Source organism: Salmonella sp. SAL00670 (assembly GCF_046552235.1).
GTDB lineage: Bacteria > Pseudomonadota > Gammaproteobacteria > Enterobacterales > Enterobacteriaceae > Salmonella > Salmonella enterica.
Genome location: NZ_JBGDUO010000002.1, coordinates 619,012 through 645,268 on the forward strand (window position 1 = coordinate 619,012; position 26,257 = coordinate 645,268).

General features: G+C 52.8%; 27 protein-coding genes and 1 other RNA gene. 16 read left to right on the forward strand and 12 right to left on the reverse strand.

Annotation, left to right across the window (positions count from 1 at the left end; genetic code table 11):
- Positions 1–12 precede the first annotated feature (12 nt).
- From tdcC to garL, 7 genes are all read right to left on the reverse strand, one after another.
- A complete protein-coding gene (gene tdcC, locus ACLJRS_RS10475; RefSeq protein WP_000108134.1) occupies positions 13–1,344 on the reverse strand; it encodes a threonine/serine transporter TdcC in 1,332 nt (443 codons plus the stop codon).
- A 20-nt stretch (positions 1,345–1,364) separates the two neighbouring features.
- Positions 1,365–2,354 (reverse strand): bifunctional threonine ammonia-lyase/L-serine ammonia-lyase TdcB, encoded by a 990-nt coding sequence (tdcB, locus tag ACLJRS_RS10480; RefSeq protein WP_000548370.1) that lies wholly within the window; start codon positions 2,352–2,354, stop codon positions 1,365–1,367.
- A gap of 97 nt (positions 2,355–2,451) precedes the next feature.
- The gene (gene tdcA, locus ACLJRS_RS10485; RefSeq protein ID WP_001094907.1) at positions 2,452–3,390 is read right to left on the reverse strand and encodes a transcriptional regulator TdcA; all 939 of its coding nucleotides are present in this window, start codon (positions 3,388–3,390) and stop codon (positions 2,452–2,454) included.
- Between the two features lie 827 nt (positions 3,391–4,217).
- Positions 4,218–4,592, reverse strand: an RNA gene (gene rnpB / locus ACLJRS_RS10490) — RNase P RNA component class A.
- Between the two features lie 32 nt (positions 4,593–4,624).
- Entirely contained in the window at positions 4,625–5,770 is a 1,146-nt protein-coding gene (garK, locus tag ACLJRS_RS10495; RefSeq protein WP_000706460.1) for a glycerate 2-kinase, read from the reverse strand.
- A 97-nt stretch (positions 5,771–5,867) separates the two neighbouring features.
- Positions 5,868–6,758, reverse strand: coding sequence for a 2-hydroxy-3-oxopropionate reductase (garR, locus tag ACLJRS_RS10500; protein ID WP_000178106.1), 891 nt, complete (start codon positions 6,756–6,758; stop codon positions 5,868–5,870).
- 25 nt (positions 6,759–6,783) lie between these two features.
- Complete coding sequence (garL, locus tag ACLJRS_RS10505) at positions 6,784–7,554, reverse strand: 2-dehydro-3-deoxyglucarate aldolase (protein ID WP_001057715.1); 771 nt, start codon at positions 7,552–7,554, stop codon at positions 6,784–6,786.
- 529 nt (positions 7,555–8,083) lie between these two features.
- Between garL and garD the strand changes: the two genes are divergently transcribed.
- The 8 genes from garD to ACLJRS_RS10545 all read left to right on the forward strand — a co-directional run bounded on the left by garD (position 8,084) and on the right by ACLJRS_RS10545 (position 16,300).
- On the forward strand, positions 8,084–9,655 hold the full coding sequence (garD, locus tag ACLJRS_RS10510; protein ID WP_001273722.1) for a galactarate dehydratase: 1,572 nt from the start codon (positions 8,084–8,086) through the stop codon (positions 9,653–9,655).
- Positions 9,656–9,912: 257 nt separating this feature from the next.
- Positions 9,913–10,767: a tagatose bisphosphate family class II aldolase gene (locus ACLJRS_RS10515; RefSeq protein WP_000469979.1), complete on the forward strand. Its 855-nt coding sequence runs from the start codon at positions 9,913–9,915 to the stop codon at positions 10,765–10,767.
- A gap of 119 nt (positions 10,768–10,886) precedes the next feature.
- Entirely contained in the window at positions 10,887–12,158 is a 1,272-nt protein-coding gene (gene gatZ, locus ACLJRS_RS10520) for a tagatose-bisphosphate aldolase subunit GatZ (protein WP_001673719.1), read from the forward strand.
- Between the two features lie 14 nt (positions 12,159–12,172).
- Complete coding sequence (gatA, locus tag ACLJRS_RS10525) at positions 12,173–12,637, forward strand: PTS galactitol transporter subunit IIA (protein WP_000080444.1); 465 nt, start codon at positions 12,173–12,175, stop codon at positions 12,635–12,637.
- Between the two features lie 30 nt (positions 12,638–12,667).
- A complete protein-coding gene (gene gatB, locus ACLJRS_RS10530; RefSeq protein WP_000824293.1) occupies positions 12,668–12,952 on the forward strand; it encodes a PTS galactitol transporter subunit IIB in 285 nt (94 codons plus the stop codon).
- A gap of 3 nt (positions 12,953–12,955) precedes the next feature.
- Positions 12,956–14,329: a galactitol-specific PTS transporter subunit IIC gene (locus ACLJRS_RS10535; protein ID WP_000490601.1), complete on the forward strand. Its 1,374-nt coding sequence runs from the start codon at positions 12,956–12,958 to the stop codon at positions 14,327–14,329.
- Between the two features lie 43 nt (positions 14,330–14,372).
- Positions 14,373–15,416 (forward strand): galactitol-1-phosphate 5-dehydrogenase, encoded by a 1,044-nt coding sequence (gene gatD / locus ACLJRS_RS10540; protein WP_000844173.1) that lies wholly within the window; start codon positions 14,373–14,375, stop codon positions 15,414–15,416.
- 110 nt (positions 15,417–15,526) lie between these two features.
- A complete protein-coding gene (locus ACLJRS_RS10545; RefSeq protein ID WP_001083899.1) occupies positions 15,527–16,300 on the forward strand; it encodes a DeoR/GlpR family DNA-binding transcription regulator in 774 nt (257 codons plus the stop codon).
- Between the two features lie 157 nt (positions 16,301–16,457).
- Here ACLJRS_RS10545 and rsmI read toward each other — a convergent pair whose 3' ends face one another.
- Positions 16,458–17,321: a 16S rRNA (cytidine(1402)-2'-O)-methyltransferase gene (gene rsmI / locus ACLJRS_RS10550; RefSeq protein ID WP_000812297.1), complete on the reverse strand. Its 864-nt coding sequence runs from the start codon at positions 17,319–17,321 to the stop codon at positions 16,458–16,460.
- A gap of 63 nt (positions 17,322–17,384) precedes the next feature.
- Between rsmI and ACLJRS_RS10555 the strand changes: the two genes are divergently transcribed.
- The 4 genes from ACLJRS_RS10555 to dolP are packed head-to-tail and all read left to right on the forward strand — an operon-like array spanning position 17,385 to position 20,977.
- On the forward strand, positions 17,385–19,427 hold the full coding sequence (locus ACLJRS_RS10555) for a penicillin-binding protein activator (RefSeq protein WP_000249238.1): 2,043 nt from the start codon (positions 17,385–17,387) through the stop codon (positions 19,425–19,427).
- Complete coding sequence (locus tag ACLJRS_RS10560; RefSeq protein WP_000057285.1) at positions 19,385–19,780, forward strand: YraN family protein; 396 nt, start codon at positions 19,385–19,387, stop codon at positions 19,778–19,780. Before ACLJRS_RS10555 ends, ACLJRS_RS10560 begins: the two co-directional genes overlap by 43 nt.
- Before the next feature lie 21 nt (positions 19,781–19,801).
- Positions 19,802–20,392: a DnaA initiator-associating protein DiaA gene (gene diaA, locus ACLJRS_RS10565; protein WP_000893482.1), complete on the forward strand. Its 591-nt coding sequence runs from the start codon at positions 19,802–19,804 to the stop codon at positions 20,390–20,392.
- A 9-nt stretch (positions 20,393–20,401) separates the two neighbouring features.
- Entirely contained in the window at positions 20,402–20,977 is a 576-nt protein-coding gene (gene dolP / locus ACLJRS_RS10570; protein ID WP_000643280.1) for a division/outer membrane stress-associated lipid-binding lipoprotein, read from the forward strand.
- Positions 20,978–21,043: 66 nt separating this feature from the next.
- On the opposite strand, the gene ACLJRS_RS10575 is transcribed toward dolP, so the two are convergent.
- On the reverse strand, positions 21,044–21,679 hold the full coding sequence (locus ACLJRS_RS10575) for an NAD(P)H-binding protein (protein ID WP_001517952.1): 636 nt from the start codon (positions 21,677–21,679) through the stop codon (positions 21,044–21,046).
- Between the two features lie 130 nt (positions 21,680–21,809).
- Here ACLJRS_RS10575 and yhbO point away from each other — a divergent pair, with 130 nt between their 5' ends.
- Entirely contained in the window at positions 21,810–22,328 is a 519-nt protein-coding gene (gene yhbO, locus ACLJRS_RS10580) for a protein/nucleic acid deglycase (protein WP_000037599.1), read from the forward strand.
- Here the strand turns inward: yhbO and ACLJRS_RS10585 are convergent.
- Positions 22,308–22,751 carry a YhbP family protein gene (locus ACLJRS_RS10585; protein ID WP_000380404.1) on the reverse strand — a complete coding sequence of 148 codons (444 nt, stop codon included), beginning with the start codon at positions 22,749–22,751 and terminating at the stop codon, positions 22,308–22,310. The genes yhbO and ACLJRS_RS10585 overlap by 21 nt on opposite strands.
- Positions 22,752–22,788: 37 nt before the next feature.
- Between ACLJRS_RS10585 and ACLJRS_RS10590 the strand changes: the two genes are divergently transcribed.
- On the forward strand, positions 22,789–23,106 hold the full coding sequence (locus tag ACLJRS_RS10590; protein WP_000928379.1) for a GIY-YIG nuclease family protein: 318 nt from the start codon (positions 22,789–22,791) through the stop codon (positions 23,104–23,106).
- On the opposite strand, the gene ACLJRS_RS10595 is transcribed toward ACLJRS_RS10590, so the two are convergent.
- Positions 23,093–23,596, reverse strand: a complete 504-nt coding sequence (locus ACLJRS_RS10595) for a GNAT family N-acetyltransferase (RefSeq protein ID WP_000908562.1) — start codon at positions 23,594–23,596, stop codon at positions 23,093–23,095. The genes ACLJRS_RS10590 and ACLJRS_RS10595 overlap by 14 nt on opposite strands.
- The gene (locus tag ACLJRS_RS10600) at positions 23,590–24,114 is read right to left on the reverse strand and encodes an SCP2 domain-containing protein (protein ID WP_000884721.1); all 525 of its coding nucleotides are present in this window, start codon (positions 24,112–24,114) and stop codon (positions 23,590–23,592) included. Before ACLJRS_RS10600 ends, ACLJRS_RS10595 begins: the two co-directional genes overlap by 7 nt.
- Before the next feature lie 216 nt (positions 24,115–24,330).
- Here ACLJRS_RS10600 and ACLJRS_RS10605 point away from each other — a divergent pair, with 216 nt between their 5' ends.
- Both ACLJRS_RS10605 and ACLJRS_RS10610 read left to right on the forward strand, forming a co-directional pair.
- Entirely contained in the window at positions 24,331–25,326 is a 996-nt protein-coding gene (locus ACLJRS_RS10605; protein ID WP_000421309.1) for a peptidase U32 family protein, read from the forward strand.
- Entirely contained in the window at positions 25,317–26,213 is an 897-nt protein-coding gene (locus ACLJRS_RS10610) for a U32 family peptidase (RefSeq protein ID WP_014343907.1), read from the forward strand. Before ACLJRS_RS10605 ends, ACLJRS_RS10610 begins: the two co-directional genes overlap by 10 nt.
- Positions 26,214–26,257 lie beyond the last annotated feature (44 nt).

A 26,257-nucleotide genomic window follows, 5' to 3' on the forward strand; every position in this document is an offset into this window, starting at 1 on the left:
TAAACGTGAGGATTAGAACAATTTGTAGACAATATTCAGGATGGTCAGCAGACCAATCAGGGTGACGAACACGTTATCCAGACGACCACGGTACTTCGCCAGCGACGGCGCTTTACGAATGGCGTACATCGGCAGCAGACATAACAGCGAGGCGATAATCGGCGCGCCCATCGCTTCAATCAGGTCCAGAATGTTCGGGTTTGCGTAAGCTACGACCCAGGTAGACCCCATAATGAAGATCATGCTGATGGTGTTAAGCTTACCCATAGAGACTTTGGTTTTATCGCCTTTATAACCGAATTTCAGCACCAGGCCGTTCAGCCCTTCCAGCGTCCCCAGGTAGTGACCGAAGAAAGATTTGAAAATAGCAACCAGCGCGATGATAGACGCGCCATACTCCAGCACCGTTGCAAAAGTGGATTTTGTCCCCGACAAAGAGGCGAAATGGTTGGCCAGGTAGGAAAGTACCGGAATGTTCTGCGCTTTCGCATCCGCCATGTTCTGCGGAGAGAGCGTAAACAGGCAGCTAAAGGCGAAGAACATCACCACGGCGACCATCAGCATACTGGCGCGCGAGATGATCTGTGAACATTTACGCTCGGTAAATTCGCGGCCAAACTCTTTCTCATACTCTTCACGCTTAGACACCACGAAGGAAGAGACGATGGGCGAAAAGTTAAAGGAGAACACCATGATAGAGATGCCCAGCCACACCGTAACCAGTATGCCATCGTGCCCGGTCAGCTCGATATTACTGAGATCAACCTGATCGATAACCGCCGAGTTCCAGTAAGGAATCAGCGATAATGAGATTAGCACCAGACTGGCGATAAACGGCCATACCAGGTAACTCATCACCTTAACCATCAGATCTTTACCAAACCAGATCACAAAGGCCATCAGCAGCAGCAAGAACAGCGCCACGAAACCGCGATTCAACGCTGGCATCTGCAGCTGATTTTCCCAAAACGTCATGAACGTGTTAGTAATGGTGACCCCATAAATCCACAGCAGCGGGCAAATCGCAAAGAAGTAAAGGAACGTGATAACTACCCCGCCCGTTTTACCAAAGTGCTCTTCGACCGTTTCCGTAATATTGCCGGACGGATTAGATCCGGATAAACACAGACGCGCCAGCGCCCGGTGACAATAGAACGCAATGGGGTAAGCTAAAACCAGCATCAGCAGAATGGGGATAAGCCCGCCAAACCCGGCGCGGATAGGGAAAAACAGCACCCCGGCGCCAATGGCGGTACCAAATAAACCCAGCGTCCACGTCGTGTCCGATTTACGCCATGACGACTGTTTTGCCTGGCTGGATACAATGCTATCAGTAGTACTCATATCCTATCCTCACGAAAAGATTAAGCGTCAACTAAACCCGTAATTTGTGATACACGAGAAAGATCGATATTGCCGCCAGAAATAATACTGACCGTTTTTCTGTTCTGAATATGGCTATCTAATTTCCCACTTAATAGTGCGGCGCAAGCCAGAGCGCCAGCGCCTTCAGTAATAACCTTATTGCGCTGAATTAAAGCGATCATGCTGTTACGAATTTCATCTTCGCTAACCAGGACAATGTCATCGACTAATTCACGAACGATTTCATAGGTTAAATTACCCGGGCGGGAGACATCACAACCATCCGCCAGGGTGCCGGTCGTTCGGTGCGTGGTTATTTCGCCAGTGTAATAAGACGCCGCCATACCGTGAACATTTTCGGCCTGTACGCCGATAACTTTAATGGTCGGGTTAATCGATTTAATCGCAATGGCAATACCTGCAATTAAACCGCCGCCGCCAATAGGCACGATGACATTATCGACATCGTACAGATCTTCCATAATTTCCAGACCAATAGTGCCCTGTCCGGCAATGACTTTTGGATCGTCGTAAGGCGGAATAAAAATGCGGCCTTCGGTTTCGACAATTTCACTCACCTTAGCAATGGTGTCATTGAAGTTGTCACCGTGGAGCACCACTTCCGCCGAATAATCACAGGTGGCCGCCACTTTTGACTTTGGCGCGCCCTTCGGCATCACGACTTTGCCGTCAATACCCAGCATTGCGCAAGAAAGAGAAACGCCCTGTGCATGATTACCTGCGGAACAGGCCACGACGCCTTTACGTTTTTCCGCCTCCGTTAACGAGCTAAGTTTGTTAAAAGCGCCACGAATTTTAAATGAACCCGTACGCTGCATATTTTCAAACTTGAGAAATATTTCGCCTTTGCAACGTTCACTAAAATAGTTAGAGCGAGGCATTCCCGTTTTATATATCTTCCCCGCCAGTCTTTTTTTCGCTTCGAGGATATCTTCAATTGCAACCGGGAGATCGTATGTAATGTGCATTATAACCTCTTAACCTGGGTATTAAAAATAAGTTACCGTTGCCCACTGTTCAAAAGAAACAGGTGACGTCAATTTCGCTAAATATGTTTATTCCATATCATTCAATTTCTATTAACTGCCTGCGTCTGCATCCATTATATGATGAATATTGTTTAGCCAATTCTACTAATACTGAAGCGGCTTTTTTGATACGATAATTTTTAGACCATACCGCCGCATAACGTGCGACGGGTAACGTGTCTTTTATGGGTATCGTGATAAATTGATTAGAGCCAAAAGGCGTGGTCATATCGCAGGGAATAACAGTTAAGAAATCAGCATTGAGAACAAGATTATATATTGTGACAACGGAATCTGTTTTAACAATGTTTTCGATGCTGATGCCATTTCGTTGTAGAGTGGTGAGTAATTCGCTGTAGTAGCCCATATTCGTTTGCGGCAACACCCACTGTTCGTCCTTTAACGATTCCAGTGTGATGGTGCCGGTGCATGTTCGGGACTTGCTGGCTACCAGGACAAACTCTGATTCAAACAGCGGCTCGACATGCAGATCCTGTAGCTGCATTTCATTACTGAGCGTACCGATAGCAAAGTCCAGCCGCCCGTCGCGCAGGGCCGGCAGGAATGAAGATAGCTGGGCTTCGTACATGGATACCTGCGCTTTTGGAAAGACCTCTTTGAACTTATGAATCATATCGGACATGAAGGTAAAGCCAATCAGCGAAGGAAAGCCAAACGAGACGTCGACAACGGTATTGCACGTCATACTGTTCATCTCGTTGATCATGTTTTTCATTTCGCGGGTGATAGATTCAGACCAGGAAAGCAGTACCTGTCCCGCTTCGGTCAACGTAACGCCGGTATTTTTACGTACAATTAGCTCAACGCCAAAATAGGCCTCAACATCGCTAATGATTTTACTGACGGCGGGTTGGGTTAACCCTAACGATTTTGCGGCAGAACCGATAGAACCACTTCTAATGACTTCCTGAAAGACCACCAAATGCTGTGTTTTAGGGAGAACAAGAGTATTCATATCTACCGCTCTGAAATAACATTGTGAACGGCAGGAAGTGTAGCAAATTAAATCTTAAAGGTTATGTGCGACCACTCACAAATTAACTTACCGCAATTTTTACATGGTCTTTATTAAATAAAGAAAGCCTATTACTTCAATGAGTTACAAAAATAAAACAGCAACTTAGTCTGATTTCAATCAAAAAACAGGGTCGGGATAACGATATATTATGGCGATAACCAGTCTATTTTACCTCCTATTTTCGACATCCTATGAAGACGATATTTCAATCAATTACGGGACATTTTATCGACAATTCCAGCATTAAATTTAAAACGTAATTTCTCAAATTTAAGTATAAACCGAAGGTAAATGCGCTTAAAAACCGTTACGCGTCACATTTTTTTACCTTATTTGTTTGTAAAGAAACATTTAATAAAATTTTAACCAAAATATTTCATACATTTAATTTTCATTTACAACAAATAATTTACACCGCTTTCTTGCTGTTTTTCAGGATGTAATTTTGTGAAAGAAATCGATTGCTTTTCACTTCAACTAAAAAGAGCGCAATCCATAGCGTTTTGTGTTTCTCATCACAAAAACGAATAATATTATGTCACCACGGCTGTCAATTAATTGCCGAATGGTGACGCTGGCGTCTTCTGGAACCTCTATACCCCTCACCGGCCTGATAAGCAAAAACCCGCCAGCTTACACTGACGGGTTTTATGAAGAGGTGAAACTGACCGATAAGCCGCTTTCTTTTGGATATAGCGTCGTGGACAGTCATTCATCCTGCCGCCCTGTAAAAGCAAAAACCCGCCGAAGCGGGTTTTATGAAGAGGTGAAACTGACCGATAAGCCGGGTTCTGTCGTGGACAGTCATTCATCTAGGCCAGCAATCGCTCACTGGCTCAAGCAGCCTACCCGGGTTCAGTACGGGCCGTACCTTATGAACCCCTATTTGGCCTTGCTCCGGGTGGAGTTTACCGTGCCACGGACTGTTACCAGCCGCGCGGTGCGCTCTTACCGCACCCTTTCACCCTTACCTGATCCCACTTGCGTGGGCCATCGGCGGTTTGCTCTCTGTTGCACTGGTCGTGGGTTTCCCCCCCAGGCGTTACCTGGCACCCTGCCCTATGGAGCCCGGACTTTCCTCCCCTCCGCCCGTCTCCCCGAAAGGACGACGACGAAGCGGCGACTGTCTGGTCAGCTTCGGCGCGCAGTATAGAGGGTTCGCGCGACTTTGTCACCCTGCGCTGCGCATTCCTATCGCCAGAGCGGCAGCAACATTTCTGGATGCCCGATAAATATTGTCAAAAGCGCCCCGAAAAGCCTCCTCCAGCGTCACGATGCGCGTGAGTACGCTAAAGACAGCGTCGATGCCATAATGATGCACTATCCCTACATCGTGCGTCAGGCTGCCGGCAATGCCAATCACTGGCTTATGATATTTTTTCGCCACATTCGCGACGCCAATCGGCACTTTACCGCGAATACTTTGGCTATCAATCCGCCCTTCTCCCGTCACCACCAGCGTACAGTCGTGGATATGCTCCTCCAGGTTCAGTGCCGCCGTGACAATTTCGATCCCGCTGCGTAATTCCGCACCGAGAAAAGCCATTAACGCCGCCCCCATACCGCCTGCCGCGCCTGCGCCGGGCGCCGCCTTTACGTCGACATTCAGCGATTTTTTTATGATGTCGGCATAGTGAGCAAGATTTCTGTCCAGCTCAACAATGTTCTCTTCGGTCGCGCCTTTCTGCGGCCCAAAAATTCGTGATGCGCCGTTGTCGCCGATCAGAGGATTAGAGACATCGCAAGCGACACGAATCGCGCAGAGTTTTAAACGGGGATCGAGCTCTGAAATATCAATGCCGCTTAGACAATGAAGGCTTCCGCCACCGTAACCGATATCCGCGCCGTTTGCATCGCGCAGTTTTGCGCCTAACGCCTGCATCATCCCCGCACCGCCGTCATTTGTCGCGCTGCCGCCAATGCCGATAATGATATTGCTTGCGCCGCTTTCCAGCGCCTGCAATATCAGCTCCCCCGTTCCCCGCGAGGTAGTAATCAAAGGGTTGCGTTTTTCTGGTGGAACCAGCGCCAGTCCGCTGGCCGCCGCCATTTCAATAAACGCGGTTTTACCATCCCCGGACATTCCCCAGCAGGCTTTCACTTTTTCACCCAACGGCCCGGTCACCCATGCGGCGCGTTCAACGCCCTGCGTCGCGGCAATCATGGCTTCGACCGTTCCTTCGCCGCCATCGGCAACCGGAACAGAGACATATTGCGCATCGGGGAAAATTTCCCGAAATCCTTTTTCTATCGCCTGCGCTACCTCGGCGGCAGAAAGGCTTTCTTTATAGGAGTCGGGGGCAATTACGATTTTCATAGTGGTAGCCTGTTACTGCACAACGCCGGATGGCGTTTCACTTATCCAGCCTGAAATTCAGGCCCGGATCGCTACACGCCATCCGGGCACAACGTCGTTAGCGAGTGACTTCCACTTTCGCCAGTTTTTCGTAGTAGCACGCCAGCGCGCTATGGTCGTCATTACCGTGTCCATCCGCGCGTAACGCCTGCATCATTTCCATAACGGCGGCGGTCAGCGGGAGCTGCGCGCCAACGCCGTGGGAGGTATCCAGCGCATTCGCCAGATCTTTAATGTGCAGATCGATACGGAAACCTGGCTTAAAGTTTCGGTCCATGACCATCGGCGCTTTCGCATCCAGTACCGTGCTGCCAGCCAGACCGCCGCGAATCGCCTGATAGACCAGATCCGGGTTGACGCCCGCTTTAGTCGCCAGCGTCAGCGCTTCAGACATGGCGGCGATATTCAACGCCACGATCACCTGGTTAGCCAGTTTTGTGACGTTGCCTGCGCCGATATCGCCGGTATGCACCACGGAACCCGCCATCGCTTTCATCAGGTCGTAGTACTTGTCGAAAATGGCTTTATCGCCCCCCACCATCACCGACAGCGTGCCATCAATCGCCTTCGGCTCGCCGCCGCTGACCGGCGCATCCAACATCTCAACGCCCTTCGCCTTCAGCGCATCGCTGATTTCACGGCTTGCCAGCGGCGCGATAGAACTCATATCAATCAATACGGTTCCCGGCTTCGCGCCTTCGATGATACCGTTCTCGCCCAGCGCAACCTCTTTCACATGCGGAGAGTTAGGCAGCATCGTGATGATGACGTCACACTGTTCAGCGATCGCCTTCGCCGTAGAGGCCGTTTCCGCGCCTGCGGCAATGACGTCGGCAATCGCTTCAGGATTACGATCGGACACCACCAGCGAATACCCTGCTTTCAGTAAGTTTTTGCTCATGGGCTTACCCATGATGCCTAAGCCAATAAAGCCAACTTTCATCGTCATAGCGTTCTCTCTTTCCATACCAGGATTATTTTTTAAAGGTGTCGGCAAGCTTCTGCGTGCTGGCGCGGAATGCGCCTAAATCGCTGCCAACGGCGACAAAGGTCGCGCCCCATTCCAGATAACGGCGGGCATCCGCCTCTACCGGCGCCAGAATGCCGCACGGTTTACCGTGCGCTTTAGCGCGGGCGAAAATATGTTGAATCGTCTGCTGCACGTCAGGGTGAGAAGCATTGCCGAGATGACCCAGCGCGGCGGCCAAATCGCTTGGGCCGACAAAAATGCCATCAACGCCTTCCGTTGCGGCGATGGCATCAACATTGTCGACACCCAACTGGCTTTCGATTTGAACAATAATGGTGATGTTTTTGTTCGACTGCGCAAAGTAATCAGGCACCGTACCGAACATATTCGCGCGGTGAGAAACGGAGACGCCGCGAATGCCTTCCGGCGGGTAACGCGTCGAGGCGACGGCGCGAGCCGCTTCCTCTTGCGTTTCAACAAAGGGGATCAGGAAGTTATAAAACCCAATATCCAGCATCCGTTTGATAATGACCGGTTCATTGGTTGGCACACGTACTACAGGCGCGCTGGCGCTGCCTTTCAATGCCATTAACTGAGGAATTAAGGTGGTCACATCGTTCGGCGCATGTTCGCCATCCAGCACCAGCCAGTCAAATCCCGCCAGACCAAGAACTTCGGTGGTGATTGGGCTTGCCAGTGCAGACCAGCAGCCAATCTGCACCTGTTGCGCCGCCAGCGCCGCTTTAAACTTATTCGGGAAAATAGCGTTATTCATCGCTTATACCTTCGCTTATTTCTTTAATTCTCTACATGTGATGCCGCCACCATAACTTATAGCAACGACAATAAAATGCTTATCTGAAATCAGAATGGGTCTCCGCATTCTATTTCTAATGTGGTACACATCCTGTAGCACAATATACCGTTCTGATACCTTTATCGTCTTTTATTATTATCATGGTATTTTCAAATAACTCGTCAGATACACTGAATTCGCCATTCAGTATAAACAGCCTATGGCGGATAATCATTGTGCAAACGCTCATTAAAAAGGGATTATTTAACGCTTATTTTTGAGCATACGCCCATGATACTGGGCGCTAATGCACACATTTACGCTTTACCCGGCCTACATAAAAAATTTCATAATTTGCGGTGATCTGGATCACATTCTTATATTTATACTCCTGTCATTCTTATTTCATTATGCATGAACTTTATTTCTTATATTGAGATTTAACGATTTAACCATAACCAAAATAGATAATCCTATTTCTATCATCCAGGCTGGAGAATGTTGAACAATGGCCAATATCGAAATTCGCCAGGAATCGCCATCGGCGTTTTATATAAAAGTACATGAAACCGATAATGTCGCAATTATTGTTAATGACCACGGTCTTAAAGCCGGAACACGTTTTCCGGATGGCCTGGAACTGACTGAACATATTCCGCAAGGCCATAAAGTTGCTCTGACGGATATCCCCGCTCACGGCGAAATCATCCGTTATGGCGAAGTCATCGGTTATGCGGTACGCGACATCCCGCGCGGAAGCTGGATCGACGAGTCGCTGGTTGAACTGCCAAAAGCGCCGCCGCTGAATACGCTACCGCTGGCGACCAAAGTACCGGAACCGCTGCCGCCGCTGGAAGGCTACACGTTTGAGGGCTATCGTAACGCCGATGGCAGCGTCGGCACCAAAAATCTGCTTGGCATTACCACCAGCGTGCACTGTGTGGCGGGCGTGGTCGATTATGTGGTGAAAGTGATTGAGCGCGATCTCCTGCCCAAATACCCGAATGTCGATGGCGTTGTAGGGCTAAACCATCTGTACGGCTGCGGCGTGGCAATCAACGCGCCGGCGGCGGTCGTGCCGATTCGCACGATTCATAATATCGCGCTCAACCCCAATTTTGGCGGCGAAGTGATGGTGATTGGCCTCGGTTGCGAAAAACTGCAGCCGGAACGGCTGCTGGAAGGCACCGAGGATGTTCCCGCCATCGCCGTTGAAAGCGCCAGTATTGTGCGTTTACAGGACGAGCAGCATGTCGGCTTTAAATCAATGGTCGACGATATTTTGCGGGTCGCCGAACGCCATCTGACGAAACTGAACCAGCGCCAGCGCGAAACCTGCCCGGCCTCCGAGCTGGTCGTCGGGATGCAATGCGGCGGCAGCGATGCGTTTTCTGGCGTCACGGCAAACCCGGCGGTGGGTTATGCTTCCGATCTGCTGGTACGCTGCGGCGCGACCGTCATGTTCTCGGAGGTCACCGAAGTGCGCGATGCCATTCATCTTCTGACGCCGCGCGCCATCAACGAAGCCGTGGGTAAACGCCTGCTGGATGAAATGGCCTGGTACGATAACTACCTTGATATGGGGAAAACCGATCGCAGCGCTAACCCGTCCCCCGGCAACAAAAAAGGCGGCCTGGCGAACGTCGTGGAAAAAGCGCTGGGCTCTATCGCTAAATCGGGTAAGAGCGCCATTGTCGAAGTATTGTCGCCGGGCCAGCGCCCCACCAAACGCGGCCTGATTTACGCCGCGACGCCCGCCAGCGATTTCGTCTGCGGCACGCAGCAGGTCGCTTCCGGCATTACCGTACAGGTCTTTACCACCGGACGCGGCACGCCGTACGGGCTGATGGCGGTGCCGGTCATTAAAATGGCGACGCGTACCGAGCTGGCGAACCGCTGGTATGACTTAATGGATATCAATGCAGGCACCATCGCCACGGGTGAAGAGACAATCGAAGATGTGGGCTGGAAGCTATTTCACTTTATTCTCGATGTCGCCAGCGGCCGGAAAAAGACTTTCTCGGACCAGTGGGGCCTACATAACCAACTGGCGATATTTAACCCGGCGCCAGTGACCTGATCCAGGCGATGCCATTCTCTGACCAGGGTATAACCGCATAATCTGTAGACCGGGTAAGCGCCAGCGCTACCCGGTATTTTTTCGCCCTTAGTCTGTAGCCTGAAGTATGTCTGCCCGACATGCTTTTTTTACTCCTGACTTTCGATAACTTCCATTTTATTTCGAAACTTTCATTTATCAGATCAAAATCACAAAAAAACATTCCGAAAGCCTATAAATTCTTTCAAAGAAAACAAACGAAAGATTTCGGAGGAAGGATGTTTATCATTTCAGGCAGAACAATGCTAAAGAAGGCGCAGCAGGAAGGCTATGCTGTGCCGGCGTTTAACATCCACAACCTGGAGACATTGCAAGTGGTGGTGGAAACCGCCGCAGAATTGCGCTCTCCGCTGATTGTCGCCGGTACGCCAGGCACCTTTAGCTACGCAGGCGTCGGTAATATCGTGGCCATCGCCGCAGAACTGGCGAAAAGCTGGAACCATCCTCTCGCGGTACATCTCGATCATCATGAAAAACTGGCCGACATCAAAATGAAAGTCGCCGCCGGGGTACGCTCGGTCATGATCGACGGGTCGCATTTCCCCTTTGCCGACAATATTGCGCTGGTGAAAAGCGTGGTTGATTACTGTCATCGCTACGATGTCAGCGTTGAAGCTGAACTTGGGCGTCTCGGCGGGCAGGAAGACGATCTTATCGTTGACGGTAAAGATGCGCTTTATACCCATCCGGAACAGGCCCGGGAATTTGTAGAAAAAACGGGTATCGACTCGTTAGCCATTGCTATCGGCACCGCTCACGGCCTCTACACCGCTGAACCAAAACTTGATTTTGAACGACTGACGGAAATTCGTCAGCGGGTTGATGTCCCCTTAGTCCTTCACGGCGCCTCTGGCCTGCCGACCCGCGATATTACCCGCGCTATTTCGCTGGGCATCTGCAAAGTTAACGTCGCGACCGAGCTTAAAATCGCCTTTTCCGGCGCGCTTAAAAACTATTTAACGCAACACGCAGAGGCCAGCGATCCCCGCCATTACATGATCCCGGCGAAAGCGGCCATGAAAGAGGTTGTACGTAAAGTGATTGCCGACTGCGGTTGTGAAGGGAAGCTCTAAAGCCCCCGGATTTAGCACGGCAAAGGGCGTTTTCATAGCTGGATCACGAAAGCCATTATTATCCTTTGCCTTCAAACCAAAAATATTATGAAGATAAACAAAAGATATCGGAGCCAGAAGTGAAAGAAATAATTTCTCGTCACAAAGCAGGGGAACAGATAGGGATCTGTTCCGTATGTTCAGCACACCCGCTGGTGATTGAATCCGCATTACGTTTTGATCTGAATAGCGGGAACAAAGTTCTGATCGAAGCGACCTCTAACCAGGTGAATCAGTTTGGCGGTTATACCGGAATGAAACCGGCTGATTTTCGTGATTTTGTTTATGGCATTGCTCAGGAAGTGGGATTTCCACGTGAGCGGTTGATTCTTGGCGGCGATCATTTAGGGCCTAACTGCTGGCAGAACGAACCGGCAGCGGCGGCAATGGAAAAGTCAGTTGAGTTAATAAAAGCGTATGTCGCCGCTGGTTTTAGCAAAATTCACCTGGACGCGTCGATGTCCTGCGCTGACGACCCGACACCGTTGGATCCGATGGTCGTTGCACGCCGTGCCGCCGTGCTTTGTAAAGCAGCAGAAGAGACCGCAAACGAAGAACAAAAATGCCATCTGACTTATGTCATCGGCACGGAAGTGCCCGTTCCTGGCGGTGAAGCCAGTACCATCGGCAGCGTTCATGTCACCCGCGAAGTCGATGCTGCCCGTACGCTGGAAACTCACCAAATCGCGTTTCGTGAATCAGGTCTGGAAGAAGCACTGTCACGCGTGATCGCCATTGTGGTGCAGCCGGGCGTTGAATTTGATCATACCCAGATTATTCATTATCAGCCGCAGGCGGCACAGGCGCTTTCCGACTGGATAAAAGAAACGCCGATGGTCTATGAAGCGCATTCGACTGATTATCAGACGCGACAGGCCTACCGTGCGCTGGTACGCGATCATTACGCCATTCTGAAGGTCGGCCCGGCGCTCACTTTCGCGCTGCGCGAAGCCATTTTCGCACTTGCGCAAATGGAAAACGAGCTGATCTCCCCGGAACAACGTAGTCGGGTACTGGAGGTCATTGATGAAGTTATGCTAAACGAACCGAGCTACTGGAAAAAATACTACCGTCCAACCTGGAGCCAGGCGATGGTCGACATCCACTTTAGTTTGTCTGACCGTATTCGCTATTACTGGCCGCACCCGCGTATTCGTCAAAGCGTAGAGAAGTTAATCGCCAATCTGAACAACGTCACATTGCCGCTGGGATTAATTAGCCAGTTTATGCCCGTACAGTTTGAACGCCTGTCTGAGGGCGTGCTCACCCCTACGCCGCATAACCTGATTATTGACAAAATTCAGGATGTTCTGCGCGCTTATCGCTTCGGTTGCACGCCGGATGTCGCCTGAATAATGGAGAATTTATGAGCCAACTATTTGTCCGAACCGGAATCACATTCGACTCGAGCCAACAGGCGCTGGCGCACATTGGCAAAGAGATGCTGGCGAAAGGCGTGGTACATGATAGTTATCCGCAGGCGCTGGTGGAACGTGAAGCGTCTTTTCCTACCGGCATTGCGCTGGAGCGTCACGCCGTCGCTATCCCTCATTGCGAGGCGGTTCATGCGAAATCACCCGCTATCTATCTGATTCGTCCAGATAAGCCGGTCATGTTTCAACAGGCGGATGATGACGAAGAGATTGCCGTTTCGTTAATCATCGCCTTAATCGTTGAAAACCCGGCGGCACAGCTAAAACTTCTGCGCCGCCTGTTTAGTGAGCTACAGAACCCAAGCACCCTCGATGCCCTGTTAAGCGCGCCGGATGCCGAACTGGCGATACGCTTTCAGGAAACCATCCTTGAGCCTGAGCAGTGCGCCCAGGTTTGATAATAAATTGATAATAATGAGGAATACCCTATGAAACGTAAAGTAATTGTGGCCTGTGGCGGTGCGGTTGCAACCTCAACGATGGCTGCGGAAGAAATTAAAGAGCTATGTGATGCCAACCATATTGAGCTCGACTTAGTGCAATGCCGGGTCACCGAAATCGAAACCTATATGGACGGCGCCGATCTTATCTGTACTACTGCCAGGGTCGATCGCGCCTTCGGCGATATTCCCGTCGTTCACGGTATGCCTTTTGTTTCCGGCGTGGGTATTGAAGCATTACAGCAAAAAATTCTGTCCATTCTCATGGGGTAACGTATGTTTAGCGAAATAATGCGTTATATCCTCGACTTAGGCCCAACGGTGATGTTGCCTCTGGTGATCATCGTGTTCTCTAAACTGCTGGGAATGAAGCTTGGGGATTGTTTTAAATCGGGTTTGCATATTGGTATCGGCTTCGTGGGTATTGGTCTGGTCATCGGCCTGATGCTGGATTCTATCGGCCCCGCGGCGAAAGCCATGGCGGAACATTTCCAAATCAATCTCCACGTTATTGACGTCGGCTGGCCGGGTTCATCGCCCATGACCTGGGCGTCACAAATCGCGCTGGTCGCGATCCCTGTCGCCATCGGGGTTAACGTCCTGATGCTGGTGACCCGCATGACCCGCGTGGTGAATGTTGATATCTGGAATATCTGGCACATGACCTTCACGGGCGCCATGCTGCATCTGGCGACCGGTTCATACTGGCTGGGGATTCTGGGCGTTGTGGTTCATGCCGCCTTTGTCTACAAACTGGGGGACTGGTTTGCCAAAGATACCCGCGACTATTTTGGCCTCGAGGGGATTGCTATCCCACACGGCTCATCCGCGTACCTGGGCCCCGTGGCGGTGCTCGTTGATACCATTATCGAGAAAATTCCGGGTCTCAATCGTATTCACTTTAGCGCAGATGATGTCCAGAAACGCTTCGGACCGTTTGGCGAGCCGGTGACTGTCGGCTTCGTGATGGGGCTGGTGATTGGTGTACTGGCAGGCTACGACGCCAAAGCCGTTCTGCAACTGGCGGTCAAAACCGCAGCGGTGATGCTGCTTATGCCACGCGTCATTAAACCTATTATGGATGGCCTAACGCCTATCGCGAAACATGCGCGTAAACGTCTACAGGCTAAATTTGGCGGGCAGGAGTTCCTGATAGGCCTTGATCCAGCGCTACTGCTCGGTCATACCTCTGTTGTCTCCGCGAGCCTGATATTCATTCCGCTGACCATCCTGATTGCCGTCTTAGTACCGGGGAACCAGGTGCTGCCGTTCGGCGACCTCGCCACCATCGGTTTCTTTATTGCGATGGCGGTCGCGGTACACCAGGGCAACCTGTTCCGCACGCTGATTTCAGGTGTCATTATTATGGGTATCACCCTGTGGATAGCCACCCAGACGATTGGCCTGCATACCCAACTGGCTGCCAATGCCGGAGCGCTAAAAGCTGGCGGACAAGTCGCCTCGCTGGATCAGGGCGGTTCCCCCATCACCTGGCTGCTGATTCAACTTTTTACCTGGCAGAATATCGTCGGCTTCGCCGTCATTGCCATTATCTATCTGGCCGGTGTACTGCTGACCTGGCGTCGCGCCCGACAGTTTGTCGCGGCTGAGAAAGCCACGGCGCTACAGCAAAGTCAAATCGCCTCTTAATTTTAGGGGAGCAATCGCTCCCCTCACCTTCCTGGAGAATGTTATGAAATCAGTGGTTATTCACGCTGAGGGAGACGTGCGCGTTGAAGAACGCCCCTTACCACAACTGCAAGCCGAGGACGATGTGTTGGTCAAGGTCGTTAGCTCAGGGCTTTGCGGGTCGGATATCCCGCGTATTTTCGCGCAGGGCGCCCATTATTATCCTATTACGTTAGGTCATGAATTCAGCGGCTACGTTGAATCCTACGGCACAGGCGTAACGGATATGCAGCCCGGCGATGCCGTCGCTTGTGTCCCGCTTCTTCCCTGCTTTCACTGTCCGCAATGCGAACGCGGTTACTTTTCTTTATGCAAACAGTATCAGTTTGTAGGATCGCGCAGCGAAGGCGGTAATGCGGAATATGTGGTGGTCAAACGGGCCAATCTTTTCCGCTTGCCGTCTGATATGCCAATTGAAGATGGCGCGTTTATCGAACCGATTACCGTGGGCTTACACGCCTTTCATCTGGCGCAGGGCTGCGAGGGGAAAAACGTAATTATCGTCGGGGCCGGGACAATTGGCCTGTTGGCCTTACAGTGCGCGCGGGAACTGGGCGCGCGAAGCGTAACGGCGATTGATATCAATCCGCAGAAACTGGAACTTGCGAAAGCGCTCGGCGCAACGCATACCTGTAATAGCCGGGAAATGACCGCCGACGACATCCAGACCGCGTTGTCCGACATTCAGTTTGATCAACTGGTTCTCGAAACGGCAGGAACTCCCCAGACCGTCTCGCTGGCTATCGATATCGCCGGGCCGCGCGCGCAACTGGCGCTGGTGGGGACGTTACATCACGATCTCACCCTGACAACGCGTACATTCGGGTTAATTTTGCGTAAAGAGCTCACGCTCCTCGGCAGTTGGATGAACTACTCCGCGCCATGGCCAGGAGAGGAATGGGAAACCGCAGCGCGCCTGTTGGCTGAAAAACGTCTTCAACTGGCCCCTCTCATTGCCCATCGCGGCGATGCGGAAAGCTTTGCAGAAGCAGTCAAAGCGCTTAATGGCGCGCCCATGCAGGGCAAAATTTTACTTCAACTTTCCTGATGGTACGAGCCAGCAACCTGCGCTGGCTCACATTTCCTTTCGAAATTTAGCGTTCACCTTTCGCAATCCTTCGTTTAAACTAGTTACAGTTAATTATCAGGCAAATCAATATGAACTCATTTGAGCGAAGAAATAAAATTGTCGACCTGATTAATACGCAAGGCAGCGTGCTGGTGATGGACCTTTCAAATACCTTTGGTATTTCTGAAGTGACTATCCGTGCTGACCTGCGTCTGCTGGAAGAGAAAGGCCTTGTCACCCGTTTTCATGGCGGCGCGGCAAAACCGGGAAGTCATCTGGCGGAAGGCGACAATCAGGAAGTCATTCTGGAAGATCGGTATCAACTCGCCAGCGATCCGAAAAAGCGGATTGCCCAGGCGGCTGCGGCAATGGTTGAAGAAGGAATGACCATCATTCTGGATAGCGGGAGCACAACATTACTGATTGCGGAAGCGCTCGCGCGAAAAAGCAATATTACGGTGATCACTAACAGCTTGCCTGCCGCTTTTACGCTATCAGAAAATAAAGATCTCACGCTGGTGGTCTGCGGCGGTACGGTACGGCATAAAACCCACTCAATGCACGGCACGATTGCGGAACGATCGCTACACGGCATCAGCGCCGATGTCATGTTTGTCGGGGCGGATGGTATTGATGCGACAAACGGTATTACCACGTTTAACGAAGGTTATTCCATTAGCGGCGTCATGGCGGCGGCGGCACACAAAGTTATCGCGGTACTGGACGCGACCAAATTTAACCGTCGCGGCTTTAACCAGGTATTGCCGATGGACAAGATCGACTGTGTGATAACCGATGACACCATCAGCAAACAGGATAAAGCGGCATTAGCGAAAACAGGCGTGGAATTAATGATCGTCTAAAAAGGAGTCGGTTATGCGTTGCTGATCGCGAGAGTAAGCCCGAAGGAAAGGTCCGGCCCGCTATCACCGCCCAATGCCCCCATCAATTTACCCACATCAATCACCTGATTGAGTATTAACGCGATGGCGATAAAAGGCGGTTCCCGGGCGCTCGCTTTTATTCTTCCTGCTGCTCCAGCGCATACTTATACAGCGCATTTTTCTTCACGCCGTGAATTTCTGCTGCCAGCGCCGCCGCTTTTTTCAGCGGCAGTTCTGCCTGTAGCAGCGCCAGCGTACGCAGCGCGTCGGCGGGCAGGTCGTCTTCTTGCGCTTTATGGCCTTCGACAATCAGCACCATTTCGCCTTTGCGACGGTTTTCATCTTCTTTAACCCACGCCAGCAGCTCGCCGACCGGCGCGCCGTGAATGGTTTCCCAGGTTTTGGTCAGCTCACGCGCCAGCACCACATAACGGGATTCTCCCAATACCGCGACGATATCTTCCAGGCTATCTAACAGGCGGTGGGTTGACTCATAAAAAATCAGCGTTCGCGGTTCCGTTTCAATGGCTCTTAGCGCATCACGGCGGCCTTTGGATTTCGCCGGTAAAAAGCCTTCATAGCAGAAACGGTCAGATGGCAGGCCAGCGGCGCTCAGGGCGGTAATCGCCGCACATGGCCCCGGTAGCGGCACCACGCGAATCCCCGCTTCACGGCAGGTACGCACCAGGTGGTAGCCCGGATCGTTAATCAGCGGCGTACCGGCGTCGGAAACCAGCGCAATGTTCTGCCCTTCTTTTAGCTTCGCGACCAGCGTTTCCGCTTTTTGTTGTTCGTTATGGTCGTGCAGCGCGAACAATCGGGCATTAATCCCAAAATGTTGCAGCAATAAACCGGTGTGACGAGTATCCTCGGCGGCAATCAGATCTACAGCCTGTAACACCTCCAACGCACGCTGGGTGATATCCGCCAGATTACCGATAGGAGTAGGTACAATAAAGAGTTGGCCCTGAGAATTATCCGCCGATTCGTTTTGTTTCATTGTGTCGTCCGTATTGCCGATTTAATATTGAGCATTGCGTAAAAAAATATCACTGGATACAGTATGGTACCCTCAACATTTTCTCGTTTGAACGCCGCGCGCGCGCTGCCTGTCGTCCTGGCTGCGCTACTTTTCGCCGGGTGCGGCACCCAGGCGCCAGATCAAAGCGCAGCCTATATGCAGGGTTCAGCGCAAGCTGACTCCGCCTTTTACCTGCATCAGATGCAGCAAAGCGCAGATGATAGCAAGACCAACTGGCAATTACTCGCCATTCATGCACTGCTGAAAGAAGGAAAAAGCCAGCAGGCCGTCGAGTTGTTCAATCAACTCCCGCAAAATCTGAACGATGCCCAGCGTCGCGAACAATCTTTATTAGCGGTAGAAATCAAACTGGCGCAAAAAGATGTCGCAGGCGCGCAGGCCTTGCTGGATAAACTAAAACCCGCCGACTTTGCGCCACATCAGCAAGCGCGTTACTGGCAGGCGCAGATCGTTGCCAGCCAGGGACGCCCGTCGCTTACCTTGTTGCGGGTGTTAATCGCCCAGGAACCGCTACTGGCGGCGAAAGATAAACAAAAAAATATCGACGCCACCTGGCAGGCGCTCTCCGCCATGACGCCGGATCAGGCCAGGACGTTAGTTATCAACGCTGATGAAAATGTGCTTCAGGGCTGGCTGGATCTGCAACGCGTCTGGTTTGACAACCGCAACGATCCAGACATGCTGAAAGCCGGGATCGCCGACTGGCAAAAACGCTACCCGCAAAATCCGGGGGCGAAAATGCTGCCGACGCAGCTCGTCAATGTACAACGTTTTAAACCAGCTTCCACCAGCAAAATCGCTCTGCTGCTGCCGCTGAACGGTCAGGCTGCCGTGTTTGGCCGTACCATCCAGCAAGGTTTCGAAGCCGCGAAAAACCTCGGCACCCAGGCGGTAGAGATGCAGCCTGCCGCCGCGCCTGACGCGCCGGTCGAACCTGGCGTGGAGGAGACGCAACCACAAATGACCAACGGCGTCGCCAGTCCGTCGCAGGCCTCGGTGAGCGATCTGACTGATGACGCTCCAGCCCAGTCCGCTACGCCAGTCAGCGCGCCACAGACTCCCCCTGCTACAGCAAGCGCGCCGGCGGATCCCTCCGCTGAATTAAAAATCTATGATACCTCTTCCCAGCCGTTGGATCAGGTGCTCGCTCAGGTTCAGCAAGACGGCGCCAGTATCGTGGTCGGGCCGCTGTTGAAAAACAATGTGGAAGCGCTGATGAAAAGCAACACGCCGCTCAACGTGCTGGCGCTCAACCAGCCGGAAACGGTACGTAGCTTCCCTAATATCTGCTATTTCGCGCTCTCTCCGGAAGATGAAGCCCGTGACGCGGCGCATCATATTTATGACCAGGGCAAGCAGTCGCCGCTGCTGTTGATCCCACGCAGCGCGCTTGGCGATCGCGTGGCGAACGCCTTCACCCAGGAGTGGCAAAAACTGGGCGGCGGCATCGTGTTACAGCAAAAATTCGGCTCCGTAGCCGAGCTGAAAATGGGCGTGAACGGCGGCGCGGGTATCGCGTTGACGGGCAGCCCGGTCGCCGCCAGCGTGCCTGCGCAGCCTGGCGTCACCATTGGCGGTCTGACCATCCCTGCGCCGCCGACCGACGCGCAAATCACCAGCGGCGGACGCGTAGACGCGGTCTATATTCTGGCTACGCCGGAAGAGATTGGCTTTATCAAACCGATGATCGCCATGCGTAACGGCACCCAGAGCGGCGCGACGCTGTATGCCAGCTCTCGCAGCGCGCAAGGCACCTCCGGCCCCGACTTCCGTCTGGAAATGGAGGGTTTGCAATACAGTGAAATTCCTATGCTGGCAGGCGGTAATATGCCGTTGATGCAGCAGGCGCTGAGCGCTGTACATAACGACTATTCTCTGGCGCGGATGTACGCCATGGGCGTGGATGCCTGGACGCTGGCGAACCACTTTTCGCAGATGCGTCAGGTGCAGGGATTTGAGATCAATGGTAATACCGGCGCATTAACCGCCAGCCCGGATTGTGTGATTAACAGGAAGTTATCATGGCTCAAATACCAGCAAGGGGAGATTGTTCCCGCCAGCTAACGCGTAAACAGGCTGGCGACGCGTGGGAAGCTGCCGCGCGTCGCTGGCTGGAAAGCAAAGGACTGCGGTTTATCGCCGCCAACGTGCGCGAGCGCGGCGGCGAAATCGATCTGATCATGCGCGACGGAAAAACGACGGTTTTTGTTGAGGTCCGCTATCGGCGCTCCGGGCTTTATGGCGGCGCGGCGGCTAGTGTGACCCGCAGCAAGCAACACAAATTATTACATACTGCCCGCTTGTGGCTCGCCCGCCAGAATGGGAGTTTTGATACTGTGGATTGTCGGTTCGATGTGTTAGCCTTCACCGGAAATGAGATTGAGTGGTTTCGGGATGCGTTTAACGACCACTCATAATTGAAGATTTTAAGGATTAGCGTGCTCGAAAGAATCAAAGTTTGCTTTACAGAAAGCATTCAAACTCAAATTGCTGCGGCGGAAGCGCTTCCGGATGCCATTTCCCGCGCCGCCATGACGCTGGTTCATTCCCTGCTTAACGGCAACAAAATCCTCTGTTGTGGAAACGGGACGTCCGCGGCCAACGCACAGCATTTTGCTGCCAGCATGATTAACCGCTTTGAAACGGAGCGACCCAGTTTACCCGCCATTGCACTAAATACCGATAATGTGGTCTTAACTGCGATCGCTAACGATCGCCTGCACGATGAAGTTTATGCAAAACAAGTCCGGGCGCTGGGACATGCAGGCGATGTTTTATTGGCGATCTCTACGCGTGGTAATAGTCGCGATATCGTAAAAGCCGTTGAAGCAGCCGTCACACGTGACATGACCATTGTGGCGCTAACCGGGTATGACGGGGGTGAGCTGGCCGGACTATTAGGGCCGCAGGATGTCGAAATTCGTATCCCTTCACACCACAGCGCGCGCATTCAGGAAATGCATATGCTGACGGTAAACTGCCTGTGCGATTTGATCGATAACACGCTTTTTCCTCACCAGGATTATTAAGGAGTACACATGAAGGCATTTTCGCCGCTCGCAGTCCTTATTTCTGCGTTGCTATTGCAAGGTTGCGTCGCCGCCGCGGTAGTGGGTACGGCAGCCGTCGGCACCAAAGCCGCAACCGACCCGCGTAGCGTGGGCACCCAGGTGGATGACGGAACGCTGGAACTGCGTGTCAGCAGCGCGCTGTCGAAAGATGAGCAAATAAAAAAAGAGACGCGCATCAATGTCACGGCTTATCAGGGCAAAGTTTTGTTAGTGGGCCAGTCGCCAAACAGCGAACTCTCCGCACGCGCTAAACAGATAGCGATGGGCGTTGAAGGCACCACCGAGGTCTATAACGAGATTCGCCAGGGTCAGCCTATCGGCCTGGGGACCGCCTCTAACGATACCTGGATCACCACGAAAGTTCGCTCACAGCTACTGACCAGCGATCAGGTAAAATCGTCAAACGTGAAAGTCACCACCGAAAATGGCGAAGTGTTCCTGCTGGGCCTGGTGACTGAACGTGAAGGTAAAGCGGCAGCGGACATCGCCAGCCGGGTGAGCGGCGTGAAACGCGTGACTACCGCCTTTACGTATATTAAGTAACCGGTGTGCCGGGTGGCGATAAAAATGTGTAAACCGCGTCGCCATCCGGTAAATCATCCGGCTTCGCTACCCCGCTTTTTCCCGCAGTTGCGATGAGGTCAGAATCGTCACGCCTTCTTGTGCTGGCGCCAGCGCTTCCGCCAGCATGGCCCGCGCCACATCCCGCGCATCAATCGATTTCCAGTTTCCTGGCAACAGCCGAAATAGCGGAGCGAAAAGCGTTTCATTCACCCGCCGCGTTGTTCTGTCGCCGAGCAGCATAGAAGGCCGGGCAATCGTCAAACGAGGCCAATTTTGCGCGATTAACGCCTCCTCCATTTCTCCTTTCACCCGATTGTAGAAAAACGGAGAGTGCGCGTTTGCTCCCATTGCGCTGACCACCAACATGTGCTGCGCGCCCAGTCGACGCCCGGTCAGCGCGGTATCAACCACCAGCGTATAATCCGCATGAATAAACGCCGCTTTACTTCCCGCTTCACGCCGGGTCGTGCCCAGGCAGCAAAAAACAATATCCACCGGGTCGGTCACCTGAGCTAACGCGTCGGTAAGCTGCGGATCGTGAGGGTTATAAACGCCGACAATATCCGTCAGCGGGCGACGCGTCGGCGCGGCGATAGCGCTCACCTGCGGCGTGTTGATTAACATTCTCAGCAGATGTCCGCCGACCAGTCCGGTCGCGCCGGTAATCAGTACCTGACTCATCCTCGCTCCTTTACAGATTTGTCCACCTTGCACTCTCGGCCCTATCGACCAGGCTTAATAGTCTACGAGGTAAGTATCCATCATTGTGGAAAATTTGCCTTACCCGACGCCACCACTGCGGAGGAAACGCATGAGTAAGAAAATTGCCGTTTTGATTACCGATGAATTTGAAGATTCAGAATTTACCTCGCCGGCAGCAGAATTCCGTCAGGCCGGCCATGAGGTCATCACCATCGAAAAAGAGGCGGGTAAAACGGTGAAAGGAAAAAAAGGCGAGGCCAGCGTCACCATTGATAAGGCTATTGATGACGTTCGTCCCGACGAGTTCGACGCCTTGCTATTGCCGGGAGGTCATTCGCCGGACTACCTGCGCGGCGACAGCCGTTTCGTGGATTTTACCCGCGATTTCGTTAACAGCGGTAAACCGGTTTTTGCCATTTGCCACGGCCCACAGTTGTTGATCAGCGCCGATGTCATTCGTGGCCGCAAACTCACGGCGGTGAAACCGATTATTATCGATGTGAAGAACGCGGGCGCGGAATTTTACGATCAGGAAGTCGTCGTCGATAAAGATCAGCTGGTGACCAGCCGCACGCCTGACGACCTGCCGGCATTTAACCGCGAGGCGCTACGCCTGCTGGGCGCGTGAGTCGCGTAACCAGTGCAGTTTTTTACCAAACCCCAGCGTGTTGTCGGTGAATTTAATTTCATCCAGCCGGATTTCCCATACCGGCGCTGGCAGCACCCTGGCGACCGGGAAGCGACGAAGGTAAGCTTTACGCGCGGCGTCGCTCTCCTGCCCCTCCAGACGGCGAATTTCCCCTTTAAACTGCACGCCGCGAATGCGCGCCACCGTTTTCGGCTGCCCATTGACCGTTCCCGCAACTGGCGCGCACGCGCCGGACATTTGCGCATGGCGGGTTTTATCATCCGTTAACAGATACAGTGCGACGTTTTGCGCATCGAACAAATAAAACGCATTGGCGCACCACAGCTCTCCCTCATGGTGTACACACCAGGTCACCACGTGTTGTTTCGCCAGCCAACGGCCAATAGCGGTAAGTGTGTCCATCTTTATTCTCGCTTATACTGGGAACCTGAAAATTATCATGCTGATGGCGACAATGACACCCTGGTATCTGTATCTGATTCGTACTGCAGACAATGCGCTTTACACCGGAATAACCACCGATGTGGCGCGTCGTTACAGGCAGCATCAAACGGGAAAAGGCGCAAAAGCATTACGGGGAAAAGGCGAGTTAACGCTGGCGTTTGCGGCGCAGGTCGGCGATCGCTCGCTGGCCCTGCGCATAGAGTATCGCATCAAACAGCTCACAAAGCGCCAGAAAGAGCGCCTTGTGACGGAACGCGAAGCGTTTGAGGCGCTGCTGTCCAGCCTGCAAACGCCGGTGCTTAAAAACGATTGAAGTGGTCGTGATACTCCACCAGCCCCGTCACGCCCTCCAGCGCATCCTCAGCCAAACGGTGTACCTGGAAAGCGCTTTCCGTACCGGGCCAACGGCAGTGAAGATCGTAATGCGCGGCCAGTTCAAAACCGAAGCGGCTATATAACGCCGGATCGCCCAGCGTCACGACGGCCGCGTAGCCGAACTCGTTGAGCGAATCCAGCCCTTCATACACTAACTGGCGCGCCAGCCCTTGCCCGCGATACTTTTCATCGACCGCCAGCGGCGCCATGCCGACCCACTGTAAATCTTCGCCCTGCACATCAACCGGACTAAAGGCGACATAGCCCACCACCTGGCCTTCATCATCCGTGGCCACCAGTCCGAGCGTCAGAAAACCATCTTCACGCAAATCGTGAACCAGCTTCGCTTCCGCATCGCTTTCGAATGAACGGCGTAACAGCGCATCAATACCAGGCGCATCAATGGGAATTTCTACTCGAATTAGCATGGTTCACCTACCGAGGTCTGTTTGGTTTCCGGCGAGTTTTTCATTCCCGCCTCAACAAAATCCGCCAGTTGCAGCAGCATAACGCGTAACGCTTTCGGCATCTGCTCCAGTTCGATGGCGTCCATCAGATTCTTCACATACAACCCTAACTCAGTATCGCCTTCAATGACCAGTCGACGCTGGAAAAAGAGCGTATCCGGATCCTGTTTACGGGCGGCGATCATTAGCAGATCGCTGGCGTCGGCGCTAAAACTGACGTCAGCATCCGCCTGCTGGCTAACGATCAGCTTTTCATTTTCAACCGTGGTATACCATTTTAAGTCGATGTCACGAACATGAATGCTTAACCAACGACCTTCGAGGAATTCCAGCTCTCCATCGGCCAGCGCCTGACGAAACTGCCAGCTCAGAACCTGTTCCAGAACCTGGCGCTTTAGCGCAAAGGGCGTCAGTTTAACCGGTACACTCATCAGAGACGGGCCAGCATGGACTAAGCGTGAACGCAGTTTATCTAACACGAGCTTTACTCCCTGTTTCAATAGTCCTGTTATTTTGCCATATCCAATAAATCACATGGCGGCGTAAATCAACAATTGGGTCTGATTTTCTACCCCATTATTGGTGTTACCAATACGCCTTTAACTGCCTTAAATCAAAAATTGTCGCAGCAAGGTTAACTAAAATCCCTGTTCGTTAACAATTTTGCGTCTCAGACGTAACCCTCAGGATAAATTATGGAGCTGCTCTGCCCTGCCGGAAATCTCCCGGCGCTGAAGGCGGCCATCGAAAACGGCGCTGACGCCGTTTATATCGGGTTAAAAGACGATACCAATGCCCGTCATTTTGCCGGCCTTAACTTTACCGAAAAAAAATTGCAGGAAGCGGTGAGTTTTGTTCACCAGCATCGCCGCAAATTACACATCGCCATTAATACTTTTGCGCATCCGGACGGCTATGCCCGCTGGCAGCGCGCCGTGGATATGGCGGCGCAGCTTGGCGCCGACGCGCTGATTCTTGCCGACCTCGCTATGCTGGAATATGCCGCAGAGCGTTACCCGCATATTGAGCGCCATGTTTCCGTTCAGGCCTCGGCAACCAACGAAGAGGCGATTCGCTTTTATCACCGCAACTTTGATGTCCACCGTGTAGTACTGCCGCGTGTACTGTCGATTCACCAGGTAAAACAACTGGCCCGCGTCACGCCGGTGCCGCTGGAGGTATTCGCGTTTGGCAGCCTGTGCATTATGGCGGAAGGTCGCTGCTATCTTTCTTCCTACCTGACGGGGGAGTCGCCCAATACCGTCGGCGCCTGCTCTCCCGCCCGCTTTGTCCGTTGGCAGCAAACGCCGCAGGGGCTGGAATCGCGCCTGAATGATGTCCTGATTGACCGTTACCAGGATGGCGAAAACGCAGGCTACCCAACGCTGTGTAAAGGCCGCTATTTAGTGGACGGCGAGCGCTATCACGCGCTGGAGGAGCCAACCAGCCTGAACACGCTGGAACTGCTGCCGGAGCTCATGGCGGCGAACATCGCTTCGGTGAAGATCGAAGGCCGCCAGCGCAGCCCGGCCTATGTCAGCCAGGTGGCGAAAGTGTGGCGCCAGGCGATCGATCGCTGCAAAGCCGCCCCGCAAAACTTCGTTCCACAGCGCGACTGGATGGAGACGCTCGGCGCGATGTCCGAAGGCACCCAAACCACGCTTGGCGCATATCACCGTAAATGGCAGTGAGAGGAGCTATGAAATATTCCTTAGGACCGGTGCTTTATTACTGGCCGAAAGAGACGCTGGAAGATTTTTATCAGCAGGCCGCAAAAAGCAGCGCTGATGTCATTTATCTGGGCGAAGCGGTGTGCAGCAAGCGTCGCGCGACCAAAGTCGGCGACTGGCTGGAAATGGCGAAATCCCTCGCCGCCAGCGGTAAGCAGGTGGTGCTCTCCACCCTGGCGCTGGTACAGGCGTCATCTGAATTAAGCGAGCTGAAACGCTATGTGGACAACGGCGATTTTCTGCTGGAAGCCAGCGATCTTGGCGTGGTGAATCTGTGCGCCGAGCGCAAACTGCCGTTTGTCGCCGGCCATGCGCTGAATTGCTACAACGCGGTCACGCTGCGCCGGTTGCTGAAAGAAGGCATGGTACGCTGGTGTATGCCGGTGGAGCTCTCCCGCGACTGGCTGGTGAATTTGCTTAATCAGTGCGATGAACTGGGCATCCGCAATCAGTTTGAAGTGGAAGTGTTGAGCTACGGGCATCTGCCGCTGGCCTACTCCGCTCGCTGCTTTACCGCCCGTTCGGAAGACCGCCCGAAAGATGAGTGCGAAACCTGCTGTATCAAGTATCCAAACGGTCGTGACGTGCTCTCGCAAGAGAATCAGCAGGTGTTTGTGCTTAACGGTATTCAGACCATGAGCGGCTATGTCTATAACCTTGGCAACGAACTGACGTCGATGCAGGGATTGGTCGATATCGTGCGGCTGTCGCCGTTGGGGACGGAGACATTTGCCATGCTTGATGCCTTTCGCGCTAACGAAAACGGCGGCGCGCCATTACCGCTTGCCGCGCATAGCGACTGTAACGGCTACTGGAAGCGGCTGGCAGGTCTGGAGCTACAGGCCTAGCCGGATGGCGGCATAAAGACCTTATCTGGCCTACAAATAGCGAT